General features: G+C 73.0%; 13 protein-coding genes, 2 tRNA genes and 1 pseudogene. 3 read left to right on the top strand and 13 right to left on the bottom strand.

Annotated elements, in window-relative coordinates; all coding sequences use genetic code 11:
* Positions 1-38 precede the first annotated feature (38 nt).
* Positions 39-914, bottom strand: coding sequence for a DUF2797 domain-containing protein (locus ACZ4D5_RS11800; RefSeq protein WP_467772164.1), 876 nt, complete (start codon positions 912-914; stop codon positions 39-41).
* A 120-nt stretch (positions 915-1,034) separates the two neighbouring features.
* On the opposite strand from ACZ4D5_RS11800, the pseudogene ACZ4D5_RS11795 reads away from it, so the two are divergent.
* Positions 1,035-1,460 (top strand): annotated as a pseudogene (locus ACZ4D5_RS11795) (LuxR C-terminal-related transcriptional regulator); the annotation flags it as partial.
* Between the two features lie 30 nt (positions 1,461-1,490).
* Here the strand turns inward: ACZ4D5_RS11795 and ACZ4D5_RS11790 are convergent.
* From ACZ4D5_RS11790 to ACZ4D5_RS11780, 3 genes are all read right to left on the bottom strand, one after another.
* Entirely contained in the window at positions 1,491-2,144 is a 654-nt protein-coding gene (locus tag ACZ4D5_RS11790) for a helix-hairpin-helix domain-containing protein (protein WP_467772163.1), read from the bottom strand.
* A 124-nt stretch (positions 2,145-2,268) separates the two neighbouring features.
* Positions 2,269-2,341 (bottom strand) — tRNA-Arg (locus tag ACZ4D5_RS11785).
* A 214-nt stretch (positions 2,342-2,555) separates the two neighbouring features.
* A tRNA-Ser gene (locus tag ACZ4D5_RS11780) sits at positions 2,556-2,646 on the bottom strand.
* A 189-nt stretch (positions 2,647-2,835) separates the two neighbouring features.
* On the opposite strand from ACZ4D5_RS11780, the gene ACZ4D5_RS11775 reads away from it, so the two are divergent.
* Positions 2,836-3,276, top strand: coding sequence for an SSI family serine proteinase inhibitor (locus ACZ4D5_RS11775; RefSeq protein ID WP_467772162.1), 441 nt, complete (start codon positions 2,836-2,838; stop codon positions 3,274-3,276).
* A gap of 167 nt (positions 3,277-3,443) precedes the next feature.
* On the top strand, positions 3,444-8,621 hold the full coding sequence (locus tag ACZ4D5_RS11770) for a PAS domain-containing protein (RefSeq protein WP_467772161.1): 5,178 nt from the start codon (positions 3,444-3,446) through the stop codon (positions 8,619-8,621).
* 99 nt (positions 8,622-8,720) lie between these two features.
* Here ACZ4D5_RS11770 and ACZ4D5_RS11765 read toward each other — a convergent pair whose 3' ends face one another.
* From ACZ4D5_RS11765 to ACZ4D5_RS11725, 9 genes are all read right to left on the bottom strand, one after another.
* A complete protein-coding gene (locus ACZ4D5_RS11765) occupies positions 8,721-10,370 on the bottom strand; it encodes a long-chain fatty acid--CoA ligase (RefSeq protein ID WP_467772160.1) in 1,650 nt (549 codons plus the stop codon).
* A 134-nt stretch (positions 10,371-10,504) separates the two neighbouring features.
* A complete protein-coding gene (locus tag ACZ4D5_RS11760; RefSeq protein WP_467772159.1) occupies positions 10,505-11,086 on the bottom strand; it encodes a SigE family RNA polymerase sigma factor in 582 nt (193 codons plus the stop codon).
* Between the two features lie 185 nt (positions 11,087-11,271).
* Positions 11,272-12,099 (bottom strand): DUF1906 domain-containing protein, encoded by an 828-nt coding sequence (locus ACZ4D5_RS11755; RefSeq protein WP_467772158.1) that lies wholly within the window; start codon positions 12,097-12,099, stop codon positions 11,272-11,274.
* Between the two features lie 67 nt (positions 12,100-12,166).
* Positions 12,167-13,333, bottom strand: a complete 1,167-nt coding sequence (locus tag ACZ4D5_RS11750) for a lipid-transfer protein (RefSeq protein WP_467772157.1) — start codon at positions 13,331-13,333, stop codon at positions 12,167-12,169.
* Positions 13,330-13,737, bottom strand: coding sequence for a MaoC family dehydratase (locus tag ACZ4D5_RS11745; protein WP_467772156.1), 408 nt, complete (start codon positions 13,735-13,737; stop codon positions 13,330-13,332). The genes ACZ4D5_RS11750 and ACZ4D5_RS11745 overlap by 4 nt, the downstream gene beginning before the upstream one ends.
* Complete coding sequence (locus ACZ4D5_RS11740) at positions 13,734-14,771, bottom strand: acyl-CoA dehydrogenase family protein (protein ID WP_467772276.1); 1,038 nt, start codon at positions 14,769-14,771, stop codon at positions 13,734-13,736. Before ACZ4D5_RS11740 ends, ACZ4D5_RS11745 begins: the two co-directional genes overlap by 4 nt.
* 1 nt (position 14,772) lies before the next feature.
* Positions 14,773-15,723 (bottom strand): bifunctional MaoC family dehydratase N-terminal/OB-fold nucleic acid binding domain-containing protein, encoded by a 951-nt coding sequence (locus ACZ4D5_RS11735; RefSeq protein ID WP_467772155.1) that lies wholly within the window; start codon positions 15,721-15,723, stop codon positions 14,773-14,775.
* A complete protein-coding gene (locus ACZ4D5_RS11730; protein ID WP_467772275.1) occupies positions 15,720-16,883 on the bottom strand; it encodes an acyl-CoA dehydrogenase family protein in 1,164 nt (387 codons plus the stop codon). Before ACZ4D5_RS11730 ends, ACZ4D5_RS11735 begins: the two co-directional genes overlap by 4 nt.
* Positions 16,884-17,154: 271 nt before the next feature.
* Positions 17,155-17,466, bottom strand: a complete 312-nt coding sequence (locus ACZ4D5_RS11725; protein WP_467772154.1) for a hypothetical protein — start codon at positions 17,464-17,466, stop codon at positions 17,155-17,157.
* Between the last annotated feature and the right edge of the window lie 187 nt (positions 17,467-17,653).

Here is a 17,653-nt window from a genome sequence, read left to right as displayed (position 1 = left end):
CCACCCCCGCGGCCCCCGTGCCCCCTGGCGGCCTCGGCTCAGAAGAGCCCCTCCTGCTCCGCGCCCCCGCTGCCGCCCTCCCCGGTCAGTTCCTGGACCGGCACGGTCACCCCGGCCCCCGCGTCGGCCCCCACCAGCTCCCACCCCACCAGCACCCGCGTATCGACGACGAGCACGCCCCGCCCCGCGACCTCCAGATGCAGGTCGGGCCCGGCCGCGGCCACCAGCCGGCCCGCGACCACCCCGCCGTCCACCAGCTCCGCCACCACGCCCTCCGCGGCGGCCGCCCCGGCCAGCGCGAACGCCCCCTCATGGTCGACCGCGGCGAACGGCAGCCGTTCCAACGCCTCGGCCCACCCGTCGAGCCCCGTCGCCCGCCCGTAGAGCCCCGCCAACTCCCGCTCCCGCTCCGCCCACCGGGGCAACCCGCCCCGCACCTCGCGCTTGCGCGCGTACGGCACCCGGTCCGGCACCCCGAGCGCCGCCCGCAACAGCTCCTCCGTGCGCCGCGCCGCCATCAACGGCCCTCGCCCCAGCCAGCAGAACGCCACGGCGCCCTGTTCGAGCAGCCGCGCGGCACCCCGCTCCTCCGCCGTGATCCCGACCTTGACGAGCCCCGCCCCGAACCACGCGAGATACACCCGGTACGTCCGCGGATCGTCCGGCACCCCGTCCGCGGCCACCGAGAACGCCCGGTCGAGCCGCGCGCACTCCGGGCAGCGCGCCTGCGTGGCCCGCCCCGGCACCACGGCCCGCAGGGGGCAAGGGTTGCCCCGCGCCCCCACACACCGCCGCTCACCGACGGCCCGGAACCCGATGTCACTCCCGTAGGCGAGGGCACTGCGCCGGCCCCCTTCCCACCGCAGCACGGGCTTCCCCTCCGGCCACCCGAGACCGGCACAACGCCACTCCACTCCCGCGACTCCCTCCTCATCCACACCTATGCGGTCCGCCCGCCCCGCCGACGCCGGCAGTACGCGGCGGTGACGTCCGCCAGCAGCGGTCCCCACAGAAGCAGCGACGCGTAGCAGACGCCGACCCGCGTCCTGGTCGTCACCACCTTCGACCACGACGACTACGTCCGCACGGCCCTGCGCGACGGTGCCTGCGACTTGCTGCTCAAGCGCTCGGGCCCGGGCCTGCTGATCGAGGGCGTACGCGCCGCGATGGCCGGCGACCTCCTGATCAGCCCGCAGATCACGGTGCGCCTCCTGCAGACCCTGGCGACCACGCCCACGGAACGCCGAGGCCGCGCCCCCTCGCCCCGCACCGCCCGGGAGGAGGAGAGCGCCCTCCTGATCGCGGACGGCCTCACGAACACGGAGATCGGCACGGAGCTCTTCATCTCGCCGGGCACGGCCAAGACCCACATCGCCAACATCCGGGCCAAGCTGAAGGCCCGCAACCGCGTGGACACAGCGTCCTGGGCCCGGGAGTCGGGCCTGGCCTCACGCCCTTGATCCTGGGCGGGCCTTCAGGCCGATGAGCACTTAGGCGGAGAAGACCAGCACCGCCCGCGCCGCGTCCACCCGTGTCGGCGAGAGCTGGGTGAACGCGATGAGTTCCTTGCCGTCCGCGAACCGGCCGAGCCGCTCGCGCACCGCGACGACCTCGTCGGCCTGCTCGGCCGACCAGCCGAGGTGCCGCACCAGCGCATCGGCGGGCACGGTGTTCACGTCGACCAGGCCGCCGTCGTCGTAGGTGCGCGGCAGGTCGGGCCGCCCGATCCGCATCTCCGCCGCGGCGACGGGATGCTCGACCAGCAGCCCGCGGGCCTTCCTGCGCAGCTCCTCGCGCTCCATCGCGGCCCGCAGGACCTCCCGGTTGACCTCCCCCACGCTGGGCTCCCGACCCGCCCCGCGCCGCAGCGCGCTCATGGCGGCGGCCGTGTGGGCCGTGCCGAGGATCCACACACAGGCGGCCATCACGACGGCCCAGTTGTCGACCGCGGCCTCGTCCTCGGGGATGAACACGAGAGCGAGGACGGTGGCGACCGAGTAGAGAGCGGCGATGACCGTGTTCCGCACCCGCCGCACCCGCCCCGCCAGCCACCCGAAGGGCACGGCCGTCAGCAGCCCGACGGAGAGGAACGGAACCAGCACCCACCACATGGCCCCGCGTCCCGGGGCGTCCACCTTGCTCATGATGTCCAGATTTTACGTCCTTGCGAAGGTAGCCCCGATTGACCCTCTCCGAGAGGAACTGAACACGGAACGCAGAAACGACCAGAGGCCCCGACGATTTCTCGTCGGGGCCTCCGGCTCACTGTGCACTCGGCAGGATTCGAACCTGCAACCTTCTGATCCGTAGTCAGATGCTCTATCCGTTAAGCTACGAGTGCTTGTTTTGTTGAGTTTTCGTCTCCGCTCCCCGGCCTTTCGGCCCGCTCGCGGCGACAGGAAGAACATTACATGACTGCCGCCGCCATGTGAAATCCGTTAGCCCGACCCCTTGTGACCTGCGGAAATGCCGTCCAGGGGGCGCCATGGCCCGGGGTCGGGCCCCAGACGCACCGAAGCCCCGGTCCAGACGGACCGGGGCTTCGGATCTTGCTGCGGAGGCGGAGGGATTTGAACCCTCGATGGGCTTTAAGGCCCAAACCGCATTAGCAGTGCGGCGCCATAGACCGGACTAGGCGACGCCTCCAGCTTGCACACCTGCGCGAGCGCGGGGGTGCGTGCAGATGATGACACAGCCAGGTGGTGTGTCACCAATCGCGGCCCCCACGGTACTAGTCGCGCGGCCCGCAGGGCAAAGCGTCCCGCGGCACCGCAACGTCGCGCGGCGAACGGCGTTAGAGGCGGTGGAGCACCTGTCCCAGTCCCGTTCGTTCCCATGGAGATTCGAATGCTGCGCCGCCTCGTCCTCACCGCCGCCGCCTCCGCCGCCGCGCTGTCCGCGCTGCCCGCCGCCGCGCACGCCGCCCCGGCCCCGGGCATCGTCGCCCCGACCGACCGGCTCACCGTGACGGTCACCGAGTCGGGGGGCACTGGCGACGGAACGTACGTACTGAACTGCCACCCGACGGGCGGCACGCATCCGGACGCGGCCGACGCGTGCGCCCGCCTCGACGAGGTCACGGTCTACGGAACCGATCCGTTCGCGCCCGTGCCGGCCGACTCGATGTGCACGATGCAGTACGGCGGGCCCGCCACCGCGCACATCACGGGGACCTGGCAGGGGCGGCCCGTCGACGCCACGTACGACCGCAGCAACGGCTGCGAGATGTCGCGCTGGGACGCTCTCGTACCGGTGCTGCCCGCGACCTCCGCGTGACCAGGCGGTACTGAAAACTCACATCTTCTGCGTGCGACCTCCCTCTCATCCGGCATCGCGCGCGCAACCACTCCCCGTAGACTCCCTCCCGTGACACGCCACGGGCCGAGGGGCAAGATGGCCTGAGCGAGTCGGCAAGCAGCGGTAATCAGGGAGGAAGCGTCGTCGTGAGCAGCAGGCCATCCCGAGGCGCTGCTCGCCTCGCAGCCATACTCGACGCGCTCCCGGACGCGCTGGTCCTCGTCAACGCCAACGGCACCGTCGTGAACGCCAACGCGATCGCGCTGGAGGCGTTCGAGGCACCCGGCACGGCTCTCGTGGGGCGCGGTCTGCTCGACCTCCTGCCGGAGTTCGACTCCCGGCTCATCCCCGGATCCATGCGGCGTCCGGACACCATCGACCAGCGCGGGCGGACCAAGCCGACGCGGATGACCGCGCGCCGCACGGACGGCGGCGAGTTCCCCGTCGAGGTCACCAGCTCCCCGTTGGAAGACGGCAGGGACGCGTACGACAGCCACGGGTACACCGGCGACGAGCTGCTGATGCTCGTCGTGCGCGACCTGTCGGGCACCGTGGACACCGAGGCGGAGCTGGCGCGTTCGCAGCGGCAGACCGAGATGATCCTGCGGGCCGCCGCCGAGGGCGTCGTCGGCACGGACACCGACGGACGCGTCGTCCTCGTCAATCCGGCCGCCGCGCAGATACTCGGCTTCCGGGCGAGCGACCTCGGCGGGCAGGACCTGCACGCGCTGGTCCTGCACTCCCGCGCGGACGGCGAACCCTTCCCCTACGAGGAGTCCCCGCTCGCCGACACGCTCCGCTCCGGACGCAAGCACCGGGTGCGCGGGCAGGTCCTGTGGTCCAAGAGCGGCGCCAAGGTGCCGGTCGACCTGACGACGTCGCCGGTGCGCGACGGGGACCAACTGGTCGGCGCGGTGATGACGTTCACCGACCGCAGGCCCTACGACGAGCTGGCCCAGAAGCACGAGGCCGCCGTCGCCCGGCACGCGGAGGAGCTGCGCGAGGCGACCGAGCGGCACGAAGCGGAGATCAAGGCCGCGCAGGAGCGCAGGGCCGAGGAGATCAAGGCCGCCGAGGAGCAGCGCGCCGAGGAACTCGCCGCCGAACAGGAGCGGTACGCGGCGCTCGCCGAGCGCGAGAAGGACCGCTTCGAAGAGCTGGCCGAGCGCGAGAAGACGCGGTACGAGTCGCTGGCCGCGCGGCACGAACAGCTGCTCGCCGTCCTCGGTTCGTCCCTGCGCGGGCCCCTCGACGAGCTGCGCCGCGAACTGAACGCGCTCGCCTCGGACGACGCGGGCCAGCTGTGGCCCGAGGCCAACCAGGTCCTGCACCACCTGTCCGCCGGGTACGCCCGGATGACCACGCTCGTCGACAACGTCCTCGGCTTCCAGCGGCTCGACGCGGGCGACGACCGGCTCACCCTGACGCCGGTCATGCTCGACGCGGTCGTCGCCACCGGTGTGGAGGGCGCGGTCGAGCTGATCGGTCCCGGGCGCGCCCAGTTCGCGGTGCACGCGCCGCCGATCGAGCTCGTCGTCGACGCGGGGCGTCTTGCCACGGCGGTCGCCCATCTCGTCGCGGACGTGGCGGGGATCGACGCCACGGGCAACACGCGCGCGGATGTCGGCCCGGGCACGGGCCTCGGCGTCGCGGGAGGCTACGTCGACTCGACCATCGTGGTGGCCGCGGCACAGCGCGGCGAGGTCGTCCGCATCGAGGTGCGGGGGCCGTACTCCGGGGGAGACCCGGTGCACGAGCCGATCGTCCGGGGCATCGTGCGGGCGCACGGAGGCGTGCTGCAGACGCACGTGGTGCCGGGGATGAACGGCAGTGCGTACGTACTTGAGGTGCCGATCCGGGCGGGTTCTGCGGGCTCTTCGGAGACGGACGGTTCCGGGGCGCACTCCTCGGGTGCGGGAGTGGGCTCTTCGGAGAGGGCGGCTTCCGCTGGAGCGGGGGCTGTTGCTCCGGAGCATGGTGTTTCGGGGGCCGCCTCTCCGGAGGGGGCGGTTTCCGCTCCGGGCAGTTCGGTCCTGGTGCCCGAGCAGGCGTCGGCCGCCACGGGCGGCGGGCGGCGGCGGGCCCGGCGTTCCTCGGTCGACTCCTTCCTGGAGAGCGGCGTCCCGGGAGCCCCGGACACGTCCGGCGGCGGTACGGAAGGCGGGGCGGCCGCCCCGTCGACCGGCACGGGACGGCGCAGGGGCCGGCGTGCGGCGGAGGCCGCTCCGGGGAGCCCCGAGTCCCTCGGCGGGGCGGTGGCGACGGATCCGGCGGCTTCCCCGGAGGCGGGACCGCGGGCGGCGGCACAGGCTTCGGAGACGTCCGGCGGCATGCCCGGAGGCACGTCCGGCGGTACGGGGCGGCGACGCGGTCGGCCGAGCGCCGCCGAGGGTTCCGTGGTGACGGCGGCCGAACACGCGGCCGGATCGGCGGCGTTGGGCGAGACGGTGCCGCCGCAGGGCGTACCCGTCCCCTCCGGGGGGCGTCGCGCCCGGCGGGCCGGTGAGCAGCACGCGCTGCCCGCGCTGGCCTCGGGTCCTTCGGAGTCCTCGGGGAACGCTCCCGGCACCGCTCCGGGTGCCGAACTCGCCGCGGTCGAGACCGGTTCCGGCGACGCCGCGGCACGGCCCACGGGGCGGCGGGCGCGACGTGCGCTGGCCGCCGCCAAGGAGCGTGCCGCCGCGGAAGAGGCGAACAGCGGGCGCGTCTTCGCGCTGCCGCCCGCCGCCGCCGACCGCACGCCCGGTCAGGAGTACGCAGGCCAGGAGTACGCGGCGGTCCAGGACGGTCCAGGAGATCCAGGAGACCTGGCTGCGCCGGGAGGCACCGGGCAGCACCACGCCGCGGCGCCGCACGCCGGGGCCGACGACCACACGCCTCCGCAGCCCCACCCGACGCAGGCCCCGACGGGGCGCCGCCGGTCCCGGCAGGCGGCCGGTGCGGGGGAGTCCGGGGGGCCTGTGGCTCCCGGGATTCCTGTGGCTCCCGGAAATCCTGTGGCTCCCGGAAATCCTGTGGCTCCGGGAAGCTCGGTGGGGCCCGCGGGTCCGGCGGGTCCGGCGGGGCCCACGGGTCCGGTGGGGTCGGTGGGCCAGGTGGGCCCGGCGGGTCCGGTTGACCCGGCGGCTTCGGTTGACCCGACGGCTCACGCAAGCCCTGTGGCTCCGGTGAACCCGGCGGCTCCGGTGGACCCAGCGGCTCACGCAAACCCTGCGGCTCCGGTGAACCCGGCGGCTCACGCCACTCCTTCGGCTCACGCCGCCCCTTCGGCTCAGGTAAATCCTGCGGCCCCGGTGGACCCGGTGGGCCCCGCAGCCCCCACGGGTCCGGCAGGTCCGGCAGGTCCGGCAGGTCCGGCAGGTCCGGCAGGTCCGGCAGGCCCGGCAGGCCCGGCAGGCCCGAACGCCCCGCAGGCTCCGGGTGCCGCTCAGGTGCCGGGAGCCCCGCAGGCCCCGGGTACCGCTCAAGTTCCGGGCGCCCCGCAGGTACCGGGCGCCCCGCAGGTACCGGATGCGCAGGTACCGGATGCGCAGGCACCGGGCATCGCTCAAGTTCCGGGCGCCCCCCAGGCCCCGGGTACCGCTCAAGTTCCAGGCACCCCGCAAGCCCCCGGATCCGCTCAAGCTCCAGGCGCCCCGCAAGCCCCGGAAGCAGCTCAGGTCCCGGGCGCCCCGCAGGCACCAGGAACCCCCCAGGCCCCGGCCGCCGCTCAGGCCTCCCCGGCCCCCGGCGGCGCGCCCGCGCAGAGCCCGCGGCGGAGCGGCCGTGCCGCCGAGTCCGGGCCGCTGCCCGCGCCGCAGCCGCAGCCGCAGCCGTGGCCCGACGGCACCACCCCGGCCGGCGGTGTCCCCACGCAGGGCACCCCGCACTCCACGGGCACTCCGGCGCAGGGCGTCCCGACGCCCGCCCGGGGCGCGGCGCTCCCGCCCGAGCGCGGCGCACAGTCAAGGGCGGCCCAGCCGCTGCCCGCCGAGGCCGCGCCCGGTGACCCCAACTCGACGCAGGGGCGCGCCATCAGCGTGCGGACGCTCGGCCAGGGCGTCCCGTTCGGCCAGCAGATCTCGGAGCAGCAGCGGGGACGGCAGGGCGGTCAGGGCGGCACGTCCGCGCCCGGCCAGGGGCAGCAGCCGCCGCGGAACGCCCGAGTCCCGCAGTCGCCGCAGCCCCCGCTGCCGCCGCAGGGCGCGCAGCCGGAGCAGAGCGGGGGGCAGGGCCAGGTCTTCGGTCCGCAGCCGCAGGGCGCCGGGCCGATGCCGCAGCCCGCGCCGCAGCGGCAGGAGAACCCCGCCGACCCGCAGCAGGCCGCCGCCGCGCAGTCGCACACGCTCGGCGGCTCCGGTCGCCGGCGCAGGCTGGCCACGCCTCCCGAGCCCGCGGCCGAGGAGCGCCCCGAGGCCTCCGCGCGCCCGCACCCGCAACCCCCGCAGGCCGCCGGGGCGCACCCCCAGTCCCGTATCGCGTCCACCACGGAGGGCACCGGACGCGCGTACGCGATCGGCGCACCGGACGAGGACGCCGACGAGGGCCCCGAGCCGCTGGACGGTCCCGGCGGCGCCGTCGAGGTCGCGAACCGCCCCCAGCCGCAGCCCATGGACGACGAACTGCCGCCCGAGCCGCTGGACAACCCGCGCCGCCTCCTGGTGTGGCCCGCGCCCGACGCCACCACCCAGCAGGCGCTCAGCGACCGCGGCTACCGCCCCGTGATCGTGCACTCGCGCGAGGAGGTCGACGCCCAGATCGCGGCGTTCCCCGCCGCCCTCTTCGTAGACCCGTTGACCGGACCGATCACGCGGACGGCGCTGCAGTCGCTGCGTCAGGCCGCCGTGGCCGCCGAGGTGCCCGTGCTCGTGACGGCGGGCCTCGGCCAGGCGACGCGCGAGGCGGCGTACGGCGCCGACCCCGCCGTACTCCTGAAGGCCCTCGCGCCGCGCGACAGCGAGCAGCACCCGCCGCGCGTCCTGCTCATCGAGGAGCACGAGGAGATCGCGCTCGCCCTCACCGCCACGCTGGAGCGGCGCGGCATGCAGGTCGCACGGGCCGAGAGCGACGCCGACGCGGTGACGCTCGCGGCGCAGATGCGGCCGAACCTGGTGGTGATGGACCTGCTGCAGGTGCGCCGCCGCAGGGCGGGGATCGTCGACTGGCTGCGCGCGAACGGCCAGTTGAACCGCACCCCGCTGGTCGTCTACACCGCGGCCGTCGACGAGACGGAGCTGCCGCGGCTCGCCGCGGGCGAGACCGTGCTGTTCCTCGCGGAGCGCTCCACGAGCGGTGAGGTGCAGAGCCGGATCGTGGACCTGCTGGCGAAGATCGGCACGAACTGACCCCTGACGTACGTGGGTGGAGGTGGGCGATGCGGCATCGCCCACCTCCGTACGTCAGTTGGTGACGTGAGAGCTGTGTGACGTGAGAGCTGTGTGACGTCAGAGCTGCGTGACGTCCAGCTCGCCGTTCGCGTACTGCCTGCGGATGACCTTCTTGTCGAACTTGCCGACGCTGGTCTTCGGGACCGCGGGGACGACGGCCCAGCGCTCGGGGAGCTGCCACTTGGCGATGCGGCCCGCGAGGAAGTCGCGCAGGGCGGCGTAGTCGGCGCTCGCGCCCTCCTTCAACACGACCGTGGCGAGCGGGCGTTCGCCCCACTTCTGGTCCGGCACGGCCACGACCGCGGCCTCGGCGACGTCGGGGTGGGACATGAGCGCGTTCTCCAGCTCGACCGACGAGATCCACTCGCCGCCCGACTTGATGACGTCCTTGGCCCGGTCGGTGAGGGTCAGGAAGCCGTCCGCGGTGATCACGCCGACGTCGCCGGTCTTCAGCCAGCCGTCCTCGCTGAACTTGTCCTCGGGCCTGAGGACTTCGCCGCCCGCGCCGCCGTAGTAGGCGCCCGCGATCCAGGGGCCCCGCACCTCGAGCTCACCGGCCGACTCGCCGTCCCAGGGCAGGTGTTCGCCACCGGGTCCGACCAGGCGTCCCTCGACCGATGCGGGGAAGCGGCCCTGCGTGAGGCGGTAGCCGAACTCCTCGTCGGTGCCGAGGGCGTGGGCCGGCGGGCGGGCGACCGTGCCGAGCGGGGACGTCTCCGTCATGCCCCAGGCGTGGCAGACCCGCATGCCGAGCTTGTCGAAGGCCTCCATCAGGGACGGCGGGCAGGCCGAGCCGCCGATGGTGACCTGGCCGAGCGAACTGACGTCGCGCGGCTTCGCGGTGAGCTCGGCGAGCAGGCCCTGCCAGATGGTCGGGACGGCGGCCGCGTGCGTGGGCCGCTCCGTCTCGATCATCTCGGCGAGCGGGGCGGGCTGCAGGAAGCGGTCCGGCATCAGCATGTTCACGCCGGTCATGAGGGTGGCGTGCGGCAGTCCCCAGGCGTTGACGTGGAACTGCGGGACGACGACCAGGGACGTGTCCGCGTCCGTCAGGCCCATCGACTGGGTCATGTTGACCTGCATGGAGTGCAGGTAGATGGAGCGGTGGGAGTAGACCACGCCCTTGGGGTCGCCGGTGGTGCCGGAGGTGTAGCACATGGCGGCCGCGGTGCGCTCGTCGAGCTCGGGCCAGTCGTAGACGGTGGGCTTGCCGGCGAGCAGCTCCTCGTACTCGTGCACCTGGGCGCTCGCCCCCGCCAGCAGGGAGCGGTCGCCGGGGCCCGAGACCACCAGGTGCTCGACGCTCGTCAGCTGCGGGAGGAGCGGCGCGAGCAGGCCGAGCAGGGAGCCGTTGACGATGATGACGCGGTCGGCGGCGTGGTCGACGATCCACGTCAACTGGTCCGCGGGCAGCCGCAGGTTGAGGGTGTGCAGGACGGCGCCCATACAGGGCACCGCGAAGTACGCCTCGACGTGCTCGGCGTTGTTCCACATGAAGGTCGCGACGCGCTCGTCGTCCATGACACCGAGGTCCTCGCGCAGCGCGTGGGCGAGCTGTGCGGCGCGCTCCCCGAGCTCGCGGTAGCTGCGGCGCTGCGGGGCGCCTTCCCCGGTCCATGTGATGACCTGCGAGGTCCCGTGCACGGTCATCCCGTGCCGCAGGATGCGGGTGACGGTCAGCGGTACGTCCTGCATCGTGCTCAGCACGGCGTCCTCCTGGGGTGGCATCGCCTACGCGGCAGTAAGGGCTGCGCTGATTCTGCGCGCATACCGCGTGGTATGTCACTACTCCAGGGGATGATCGATCATCGGCCGCGTCCCGGCGGCCCCGCGCCGTCGTTTCAGCGGACCGGCGTGAGCTCCGGGTCCTCGCGGAGCTTGCCGAGCGCACGCGACACCGCGCTCTTGACCGTGCCGACCGAGACCCCGAGCACCTCGGCGGTCTGGACCTCGCTGAGGTCCTCGTAATACCTGAGGACGACCATCGCCCGCTGCCGCGCGGGCAGCTTCATGATCGCGCGCCACATCGCGTCCCTGAGCACCTGCTGCTCGGCCGGGTCCCCGGCCGGCGTCACATCGGGCTCCGGCAGCTCGTCGCACGCGAACTCGTCGACCTTGCGCTTGCGCCACTGCGACGTGCGCGTGTTCAGCAGGGCCCGGCGCACATAGCCGTCGAGGGCGCGGTGGTCCTCGATCCGGTCCCACGCGACGTACGTCTTGGTGAGCGCGGTCTGCAGCAGGTCCTCGGCATCGCTCGGATTCGCGGTCAGCGAGCGGGCGGTGCGCAGCAGTACGGGCTGGCGCGCCCGCACGTAGGACGCGAACGACGGGTACGCCGAGGGCCCGGTGGCCCGCGCCGGACCCGTGCGCCGCGTCGCGGCCTTCGATGCGCTGGTGCACACGGACACCATGGATGCGGTCATGGCTCCACGCTAGAAGCGCCCCCTACTTCTCCGGATCGGCCGCAGGTCCCGAAGCAGTGTCCGCCTCAGGTTGTACGAGTGGGGCTGCCCTCACCTCCTACAGGTGGAGGAGGCGGAGCACACCCCCTGAGGGTTCGTCCCCCAAATCCGCCCGGCGCGCACCCCGCTCCCGGCCGGAGCGGCGGCTAGCGGACGCGGGCCACGGGGGCGTGCATCAGGTTGCGGTCGATCATCAGCGTGCGGCCGCCGTGCCGCTCCTTCACGTTACCCGCGTACTGGTGGATACGCCGGGCCGGACGCCAGGCGTGGCGCCGCAACGAGGGCTCGCGGTACAGGTGCGGCCGGGTGTGCCAGCGCGCGAACCACATGACCGACGGCAGATCCCGCACGCCCGCACGCCGTGCCTCCTCCATGTGCCGCACACCGGAGTCGGCGCTGCTGTAGAAGCCGGGGACGTAGCCGAACCTGCGTACTTCGCGGTCCCAGGCGCGGACGAAGGAGAGCGTGGTGCGTGCGCAGTTCTTCTTCCGATAGGTGTACGCCTCCATGTCCAGGTAGAGCGGGCTGAGCCGCCGGATGCCGAGTGCCTTCGCCCTGCGTACCGCGTCACGTCCTTCCCGCTTGCCCTGGCTCCAGGGGTGCCGTCCGATGCGGACGCCCTTCTTGTTCTCCGCCACGACACAGGGCGACTGCGATCCCACGTAGACCGGCAGGACCCGCCAGCCCATCCGCTTCACCGCGCGCATCCAGCCGCGGTTCAGGTGTGGTTGGCGCTTGCAGGCCCGGCCGCGGCCGCCGTAGTAGACGCCGACCGCGCGATAGCTGGACTTCCGCCAGCGCCGCATGGTGTCGGTGGACTGGGTGGTGCAGGTGTCGAAGGCCCAGCCCTTGAAGGTCACCACCTTGGCGCGGTTGACGGCCGCCCCCTCGGCACGGTCGGTCGCGGCGCCCGGTGGCGCCGCGGCCAGGTCCATGGTCAGGGTCGTCAGGACGAGGACAAGTCCAATGATCATCTTTCGGAGGCGCATAGGGCGAGTGAACGGCCCGGGCCTTCGCGCGGGCCCGGGACACGCGCCACGTTCAGCCGTCCGACCCCAGAATCAGCCCCGATGTGGGGACGCCGGTGCCCGCGGTGACCAGGGTGCGGGCGACGTCCGGTATCTGGTTCACCGCGGTGCCGCGGACCTGCCGGACGGCCTCCGCTATGCCGTTCATGCCGTGGAGATACGCCTCGCCCAGCTGTCCGCCGTGCGTGTTCAGCGGCAGACTCTCCTCGGCGACGAAGCCCGCGGCCTCGCCGGGCGCGCAGAACCCGAACTCCTCCAGCTGCATCAGCACGAACGGAGTGAAGTGGTCGTACAGGATCCCGACGTCGATGTCGCTCGGGGCGAGGCCGGAGGTGCGCCACAACTGCCGTGCCACCACGCTCATTTCGGGCAGGCCGCTCAGGTCGTCGCGGTAGAAGCTGGTCATCTGCTCCTGCGCCCTGCCCGCGCCCTGGGCCGCCGCCGTGATCACGGCCGGGGGGTGCGGCAGATCGCGGGCCCGCTCCACGCTCGTGACGACGACCGCCTGTCCGCCGTCCGTCTCCTGGCAGCAGTCCAGGAGCCGCAGGGGCTCGACGATCCAGCGGGACGCGGCGTGGTCGGCGAGCGTGATCGGCTTGCCGTGGAAGTACGCCGCGGGGTTGGTGGCCGCGTACTTCCGGTCGGTGACCGCGACGTGGCCGAAGGCGTCCGGGGTCAGGCCGTAGGTGTGCAGATAGCGCTGGGCCGCCATCGCCACCCAGGAGGCGGGGGTGAGCAGGCCGAACGGCAGGGACCAGCCGAGCGCGGCCCCCTCCGCCGACGGCTCGCGGCGCTGCACTCCCGAGCCGAATCTCCGCCCGGAGCGTTCGTTGAACGCGCGGTAACAGACGACCACTTCGGCCACTCCCGTCGCCACCGCGAGGGCCGCCTGCTGGACGGTGGCGCAGGCCGCGCCGCCGCCGTAGTGGACGCGGGAGAAGAAGGACAGCTCGCCGACGCCGGCCGCCTGGGCGACGGTGATCTCCGGGCTGGTGTCCATGGTGAAGGTGACCATGCCGTCGACGTCGGCGGGGGTGAGCCCGGCGTCGTCGAGCGCGGCGCCCACCGCCTCCACGGCCAGCTTGAGCTCGCTGCGCCCGGAGTCCTTGGAGAACTCCGTGGCCCCGATTCCGACGATCGCGGCCCTTCCGCCGAGGCTGTCCCGCGCGCGGACGCTCATGCGGCACCTCCCGCGGGGACGGTCACCGTGACCGTGCCGGTGACGTGCTTGCCGATGGCGTTGGCCCCGACGACCCGGACGGTGGCCGTGTCGCCCTCGGGGGTGGACTCGACGTGGCCGATGGAGCCGGTCAACACCATCGTGTCCCCCGGGTAGTTGGGTGCCCCGAGCCTGATCGCCACCTTGCGCAGGACGGCGGAGGGGCCGAAGTGGTCGGTGATGTAGCGCCCGACGAGGCCGTTGGTCGTCAGGATGTTCATGAAGATGTCGGGCGATCCCTTCGCCTTCGCGAGCTCCGCGTCGTGATGCACGTCCTGGTAGTCGCGGGACGCGACGGCTCCGGCGACGATCAGCGTGCGCGTGATCGGGATCTCCAGCGGCGGCAGCTCCTCACCCGTCCTCATGCCGACTCCCCCTCCCGGGACTGTGCGATCAACTGACCCAGTTCCTCAAGGACTTCGCTCCCGCAGCCCAGATACGCGTCCAACTGCCGCCCCCAGAGAAAGTGCCGGTGCACGGGGTGGTCGAGGTCGGCGCCCATGCCGCCGTGCAGATGCTGGCCCGCGTGCACGACGCGCTTGCCCGCCTCCGACGCCCACCAGGCGGCGGTCAGCGCGTGCGTGTCGTACGGCAGGCCGGTGTCGCGGCGCCAGGCCGCTTCGTAGGCCGTGACGCGGATCGCCTCGGTGTCCATGTGGGCGTCCGCCGCGCGGAGTTGGACGCCCTGCTTGGCGGCGAGGGGGCGCCCGAACTGCTCCCGCTCGTTCGTATGGGCCACGGCGCGGGCCAGCGACCCCGCGCACACCCCGGCCTGGAGCCCCGCGAAGGCCGTGCGCGCGGTGGCCCGCACGTCCTCGTACGCCGCCGCGCCGCCGAGCCGCTCCCCGGGGGACCGGTCCAGGGCGAGCCGCCCCGCCGCCCAGGGCGCCGTCAGCTCGACCGGCTCCACCCGCGCGTCGGCGACCCGCACCAGCCACAGGCTCCGGTCGGCCGCGGCCACCAGGACCTGCGTGGCATCCCTCAGCCACGGCACCCACGGCACCGTGCCGCTCAACTCCCCGTCCGCGGACGCCGCCACACCGCCCCGGGCCACAAACGCGCCCGTGGCGACCGCGTCGCCCTGCCTCAGGGCGGGCAGCAGCCGGTCCCGCTGCTCGGCCGTGCCGTGGGCGGCGATGGCCAGCAGGCCGTAGACACAGCTTGCCGCGAACGGCACCTGGGCCGTCACCCGCCCCTGTTCCTCCAGGAGAAGCACGAGGCCGAGCAGCCCGGTGTCCTCCACCGCGCCCGGCAGCCCCGCCGCGCACAGCGCCTTCCACAGCTCGGCGTCCGAGCCCGTCCCCGCCGCGGCCAGGCGCTCCGGTGTCGCCAGGTCGGTGAAGATCTCCCGGGCGAGGTCGCGCGCGGCCGCCTGCTCCTCCGTGGGCGTGAAGTCCATGTCAGAGCTCACCCCCCGACGTCTCCTCCAGGGCCCGGAACACCGGCAGCTCCAACTCCGCGTCCACACGCTGGAATTCGAGCCGTACGGGCAGCCCGATCCGCACCTTGTCGCACGGCACCCCGATCACGTTGCTGACGATCCGCACGCCCTCCGCCAGCTCGACGAGCCCCACGGCATAGGGGGGATCGAAGGCCGGGAAGGGCGGGTGGTGCATCACGACGTACGAATAGACGGTGCCCTCGCCGCTCGCCTCGACCGTGTCCCACTCGGGCGAGCCGCAGGCGTTGCACCCCGGCAGCCACGGGAAGCGGAGTTCACCGCAGCCGCCGCAGCGCTGGATCAGCAGGCGGTGCTCGGTGACGCCCTCCCAGAATCCCGCGTTGTCGCGGTTGACGACCGGGCGGGGGCGTTTGCCCCTCGGACCGCGCTGCGCCGGGGCGTACTTGAGGATCCGGAAGCGGTGCGTGCCCGCGAGCTCGCCGCCCGCGCGGACGTCCATCCGCGTCGTGACGAAGTGGCCCGTGCCGAGCTTGGTCGTCTTGCGCTGTGACACCGACTCGATCACCGCGTCGAAGGTGATCTCGTCGCCCGGCCGCAGCGCCCGCAGGTACTCCTGCTCGCAGTCGGTGGCGACCACCGAGGTGTACCCGGCGGCGTCGAGCAGCGCGAACAGGTCGTCGTACGCCTGCGAACGGCCCTCGTGCCCGGAGAGGCCGCCCATCGTCCAGGCCTGCAGCATCGTCGGCGGCGCCACGGGGTCCGCGCCCCTGTACGCGGGGCTGGTGTCGCCCATGGCCTCGCACCAGTGCCTGATCATCGGCGTGTTGACCGGGTCCTTGCCGAGCCCCGCCTCGGCCGCCGGCCTGCCCTCGAAGGCCTTCAACTCCTCGTACGCGATGTCCTGGTGAGTGTGCTCGCCCGCGCTCCGCGATGTGGATGTGGTCGTCACCGCCGTCCCCTCCGCATGCCGAGCCGCATCGTCGCGACGATCTCCCGCTGCACCTCGCTCACCCCGCCCCCGAACGTGTTGATCTGCGCGGCCCTGTTCATCCGCTCCAGCTCCCCGCCCCCGAACTCACCCGGCGAACCGGCCCGTACGAGCCCGGGCTCGCCCGTGATCTCCTGACACATTCGGTACACCTCCACGGCCGATTCGGTTCCCATGAACTTCACGCCGCTCGCGTCGCCGGGCGCCAGCCGGTCCGCCCCCACATCCCCCACCAGACGCCAGTTGAGCAGGCGCGTCGCCGCCAGCCGCGCATGCGCCTCGGCCAGCCTCGACCGCACCCACGGAGCGTCAATCCGGCGCCCGCCCGTCACCGGATCGGGTGTACGCGCGAAGTCCAGTGCCGCGGCGTAGAAGTCCTCGGCCTGCATGCCGATCGCGGCGAGCGCCACCCGCTCGTGGTTCAGCTGGTTGGTGATGAGGCCCCAGCCGCCGTTCTCCTCGCCGACGAGGTTCCCGGCGGGCACCCGGATCCCGTCGTAGTAGGTCGCGGTCGTCGTGAGGCCGCCCACCGTCTCGATCGGCGTCCAGGAGAACCCGGGCGCGTCCGTCGGCACGAGAACGATCGAGATGCCCCGGTGCTTGGGGGCGTCGGGGTCGGTGCGGCAGGCCAGCCAGATCCAGTCGGCGTTCTGCGCGTTCGAGGTGAAGACCTTCTGGCCGTCGATCAGCCAGCCGTCCCCGTCGCGCACGGCCCTGGTCCGCAGCGCGGCCAGATCCGTGCCCGCGGACGGCTCGCTGTAGCCGATGGCGAAGACGAGGTCGCCGCTGAGGATGCGGGGCAGGAAGGCCGCCTTCTGCTCCTCGGTGCCGTACTTCATCAGGGTCGGCCCGACCGTGTTCAGGGTGACCATCGACACCGGCGCGCCCGCTCGATACGCCTCGTCGAAGAACACGAACTGCTCGTCGGCGCCCCGCCCTCGGCCGCCGTACGCCACGGGCCAGCCGAGTCCGAGCATCCCGTCGGCACCGATGCGCCGCAGCAGGCGGCGCTGCTCCGTCACGTCCGTGCTGTCGGGCGGCCCGTCGGGCATCACGTCCCGGAAGTAGGCGCGCAGTTGCGCGCGCAGGTGCCGCTGGCGTTCGGTGGGGGCGAGGTGCACGGCGGCGGCCTCTCCATCTCGTACCGGCAAGGGTTTCTGACTGTCCGTCAGATCTCGTACCGGTGTCAAGAGATCACCCAGTAACGGCACCGCGGGTAACGGCACCATGGGTACCGGCACCGCGGAAAGCGGCACCGCACGGAGCGCCACCCTCCGGCGCACCCTCCGGACACGCCTGTGCGGCGGCACCGAAGCACCGCCGCACAGGAACGTCACACCCCACAGTGCGAACCCCTCGGAGCTGTCCCGAGCAGCTCCAGGGGCCCCCGGCTCACCAGAGCTCGGTGAAGTTGACCGCGACGTTCTCGTTCGACTGGTCGATCGCCGTGAACCCGGAGCCGTTCACCTGCGCGGTGTTGCTCTGGTTCGAGGCGCCGTTGCCGACGGCCTGCTGCTGCGTGGTGGACGAGTTGCCGTTGTTGTCGCCGCCGACACCACTGCCGTTCACAGTCGCCACGCCCGCGTTCGATCCGTTGTCCGCGAAAGAGCCGTTGTCGGCCATCGCGACGCCCGAGAAGAGCGCGGCAGCCAGGGGCAGGGCTGCGGCGGCAGCGATGACGCGGGCGGTACGGATGCTTGCCATGTCTATTCCTCCAGAACACGAGGTACGCACCGACCCAGAGGTCGGGGTACCAGAAGTACGGCTTATCCCAAGGCAGTTGGCCGACCGCCTCGGATGTGCTGCTCGACGTCGCGACTCCAGAGTTGCCCACCGAATCCCCGGCGAACCACCCAAGAAGCCCCGATTCCCCCGCAAGCGTGAGGACATG

It is taken from the genome of Streptomyces sp. NPDC025651, assembly GCF_055558735.1.
The sequence above is the reverse complement of the archived record's forward strand: the minus strand, read 5'-3'. Positions and strand labels throughout refer to the sequence as shown.

What these genes read in the sequence shown, in the direction of transcription:
- ACZ4D5_RS11740 (WP_467772276.1), bottom strand. Translation starts at nt 14,771, where the DNA reads ATGGACTTCACGCCCACGGAGGAGCAGGCGGCCGCGCGCGACCTCGCC.
- ACZ4D5_RS11755 (WP_467772158.1), bottom strand. Translation starts at nt 12,099, where the DNA reads ATGATCATTGGACTTGTCCTCGTCCTGACGACCCTGACCATGGACCTG.
- ACZ4D5_RS11725 (WP_467772154.1), bottom strand. Translation starts at nt 17,466, where the DNA reads ATGGCAAGCATCCGTACCGCCCGCGTCATCGCTGCCGCCGCAGCCCTG.
- ACZ4D5_RS11775 (WP_467772162.1), top strand. Translation starts at nt 2,836, where the DNA reads ATGGAGATTCGAATGCTGCGCCGCCTCGTCCTCACCGCCGCCGCCTCC.
- ACZ4D5_RS11790 (WP_467772163.1), bottom strand. Translation starts at nt 2,144, where the DNA reads ATGAGCAAGGTGGACGCCCCGGGACGCGGGGCCATGTGGTGGGTGCTG.
- ACZ4D5_RS11745 (WP_467772156.1), bottom strand. Translation starts at nt 13,737, where the DNA reads ATGAGGACGGGTGAGGAGCTGCCGCCGCTGGAGATCCCGATCACGCGC.
- ACZ4D5_RS11750 (WP_467772157.1), bottom strand. Translation starts at nt 13,333, where the DNA reads ATGAGCGTCCGCGCGCGGGACAGCCTCGGCGGAAGGGCCGCGATCGTC.
- ACZ4D5_RS11760 (WP_467772159.1), bottom strand. Translation starts at nt 11,086, where the DNA reads ATGACCGCATCCATGGTGTCCGTGTGCACCAGCGCATCGAAGGCCGCG.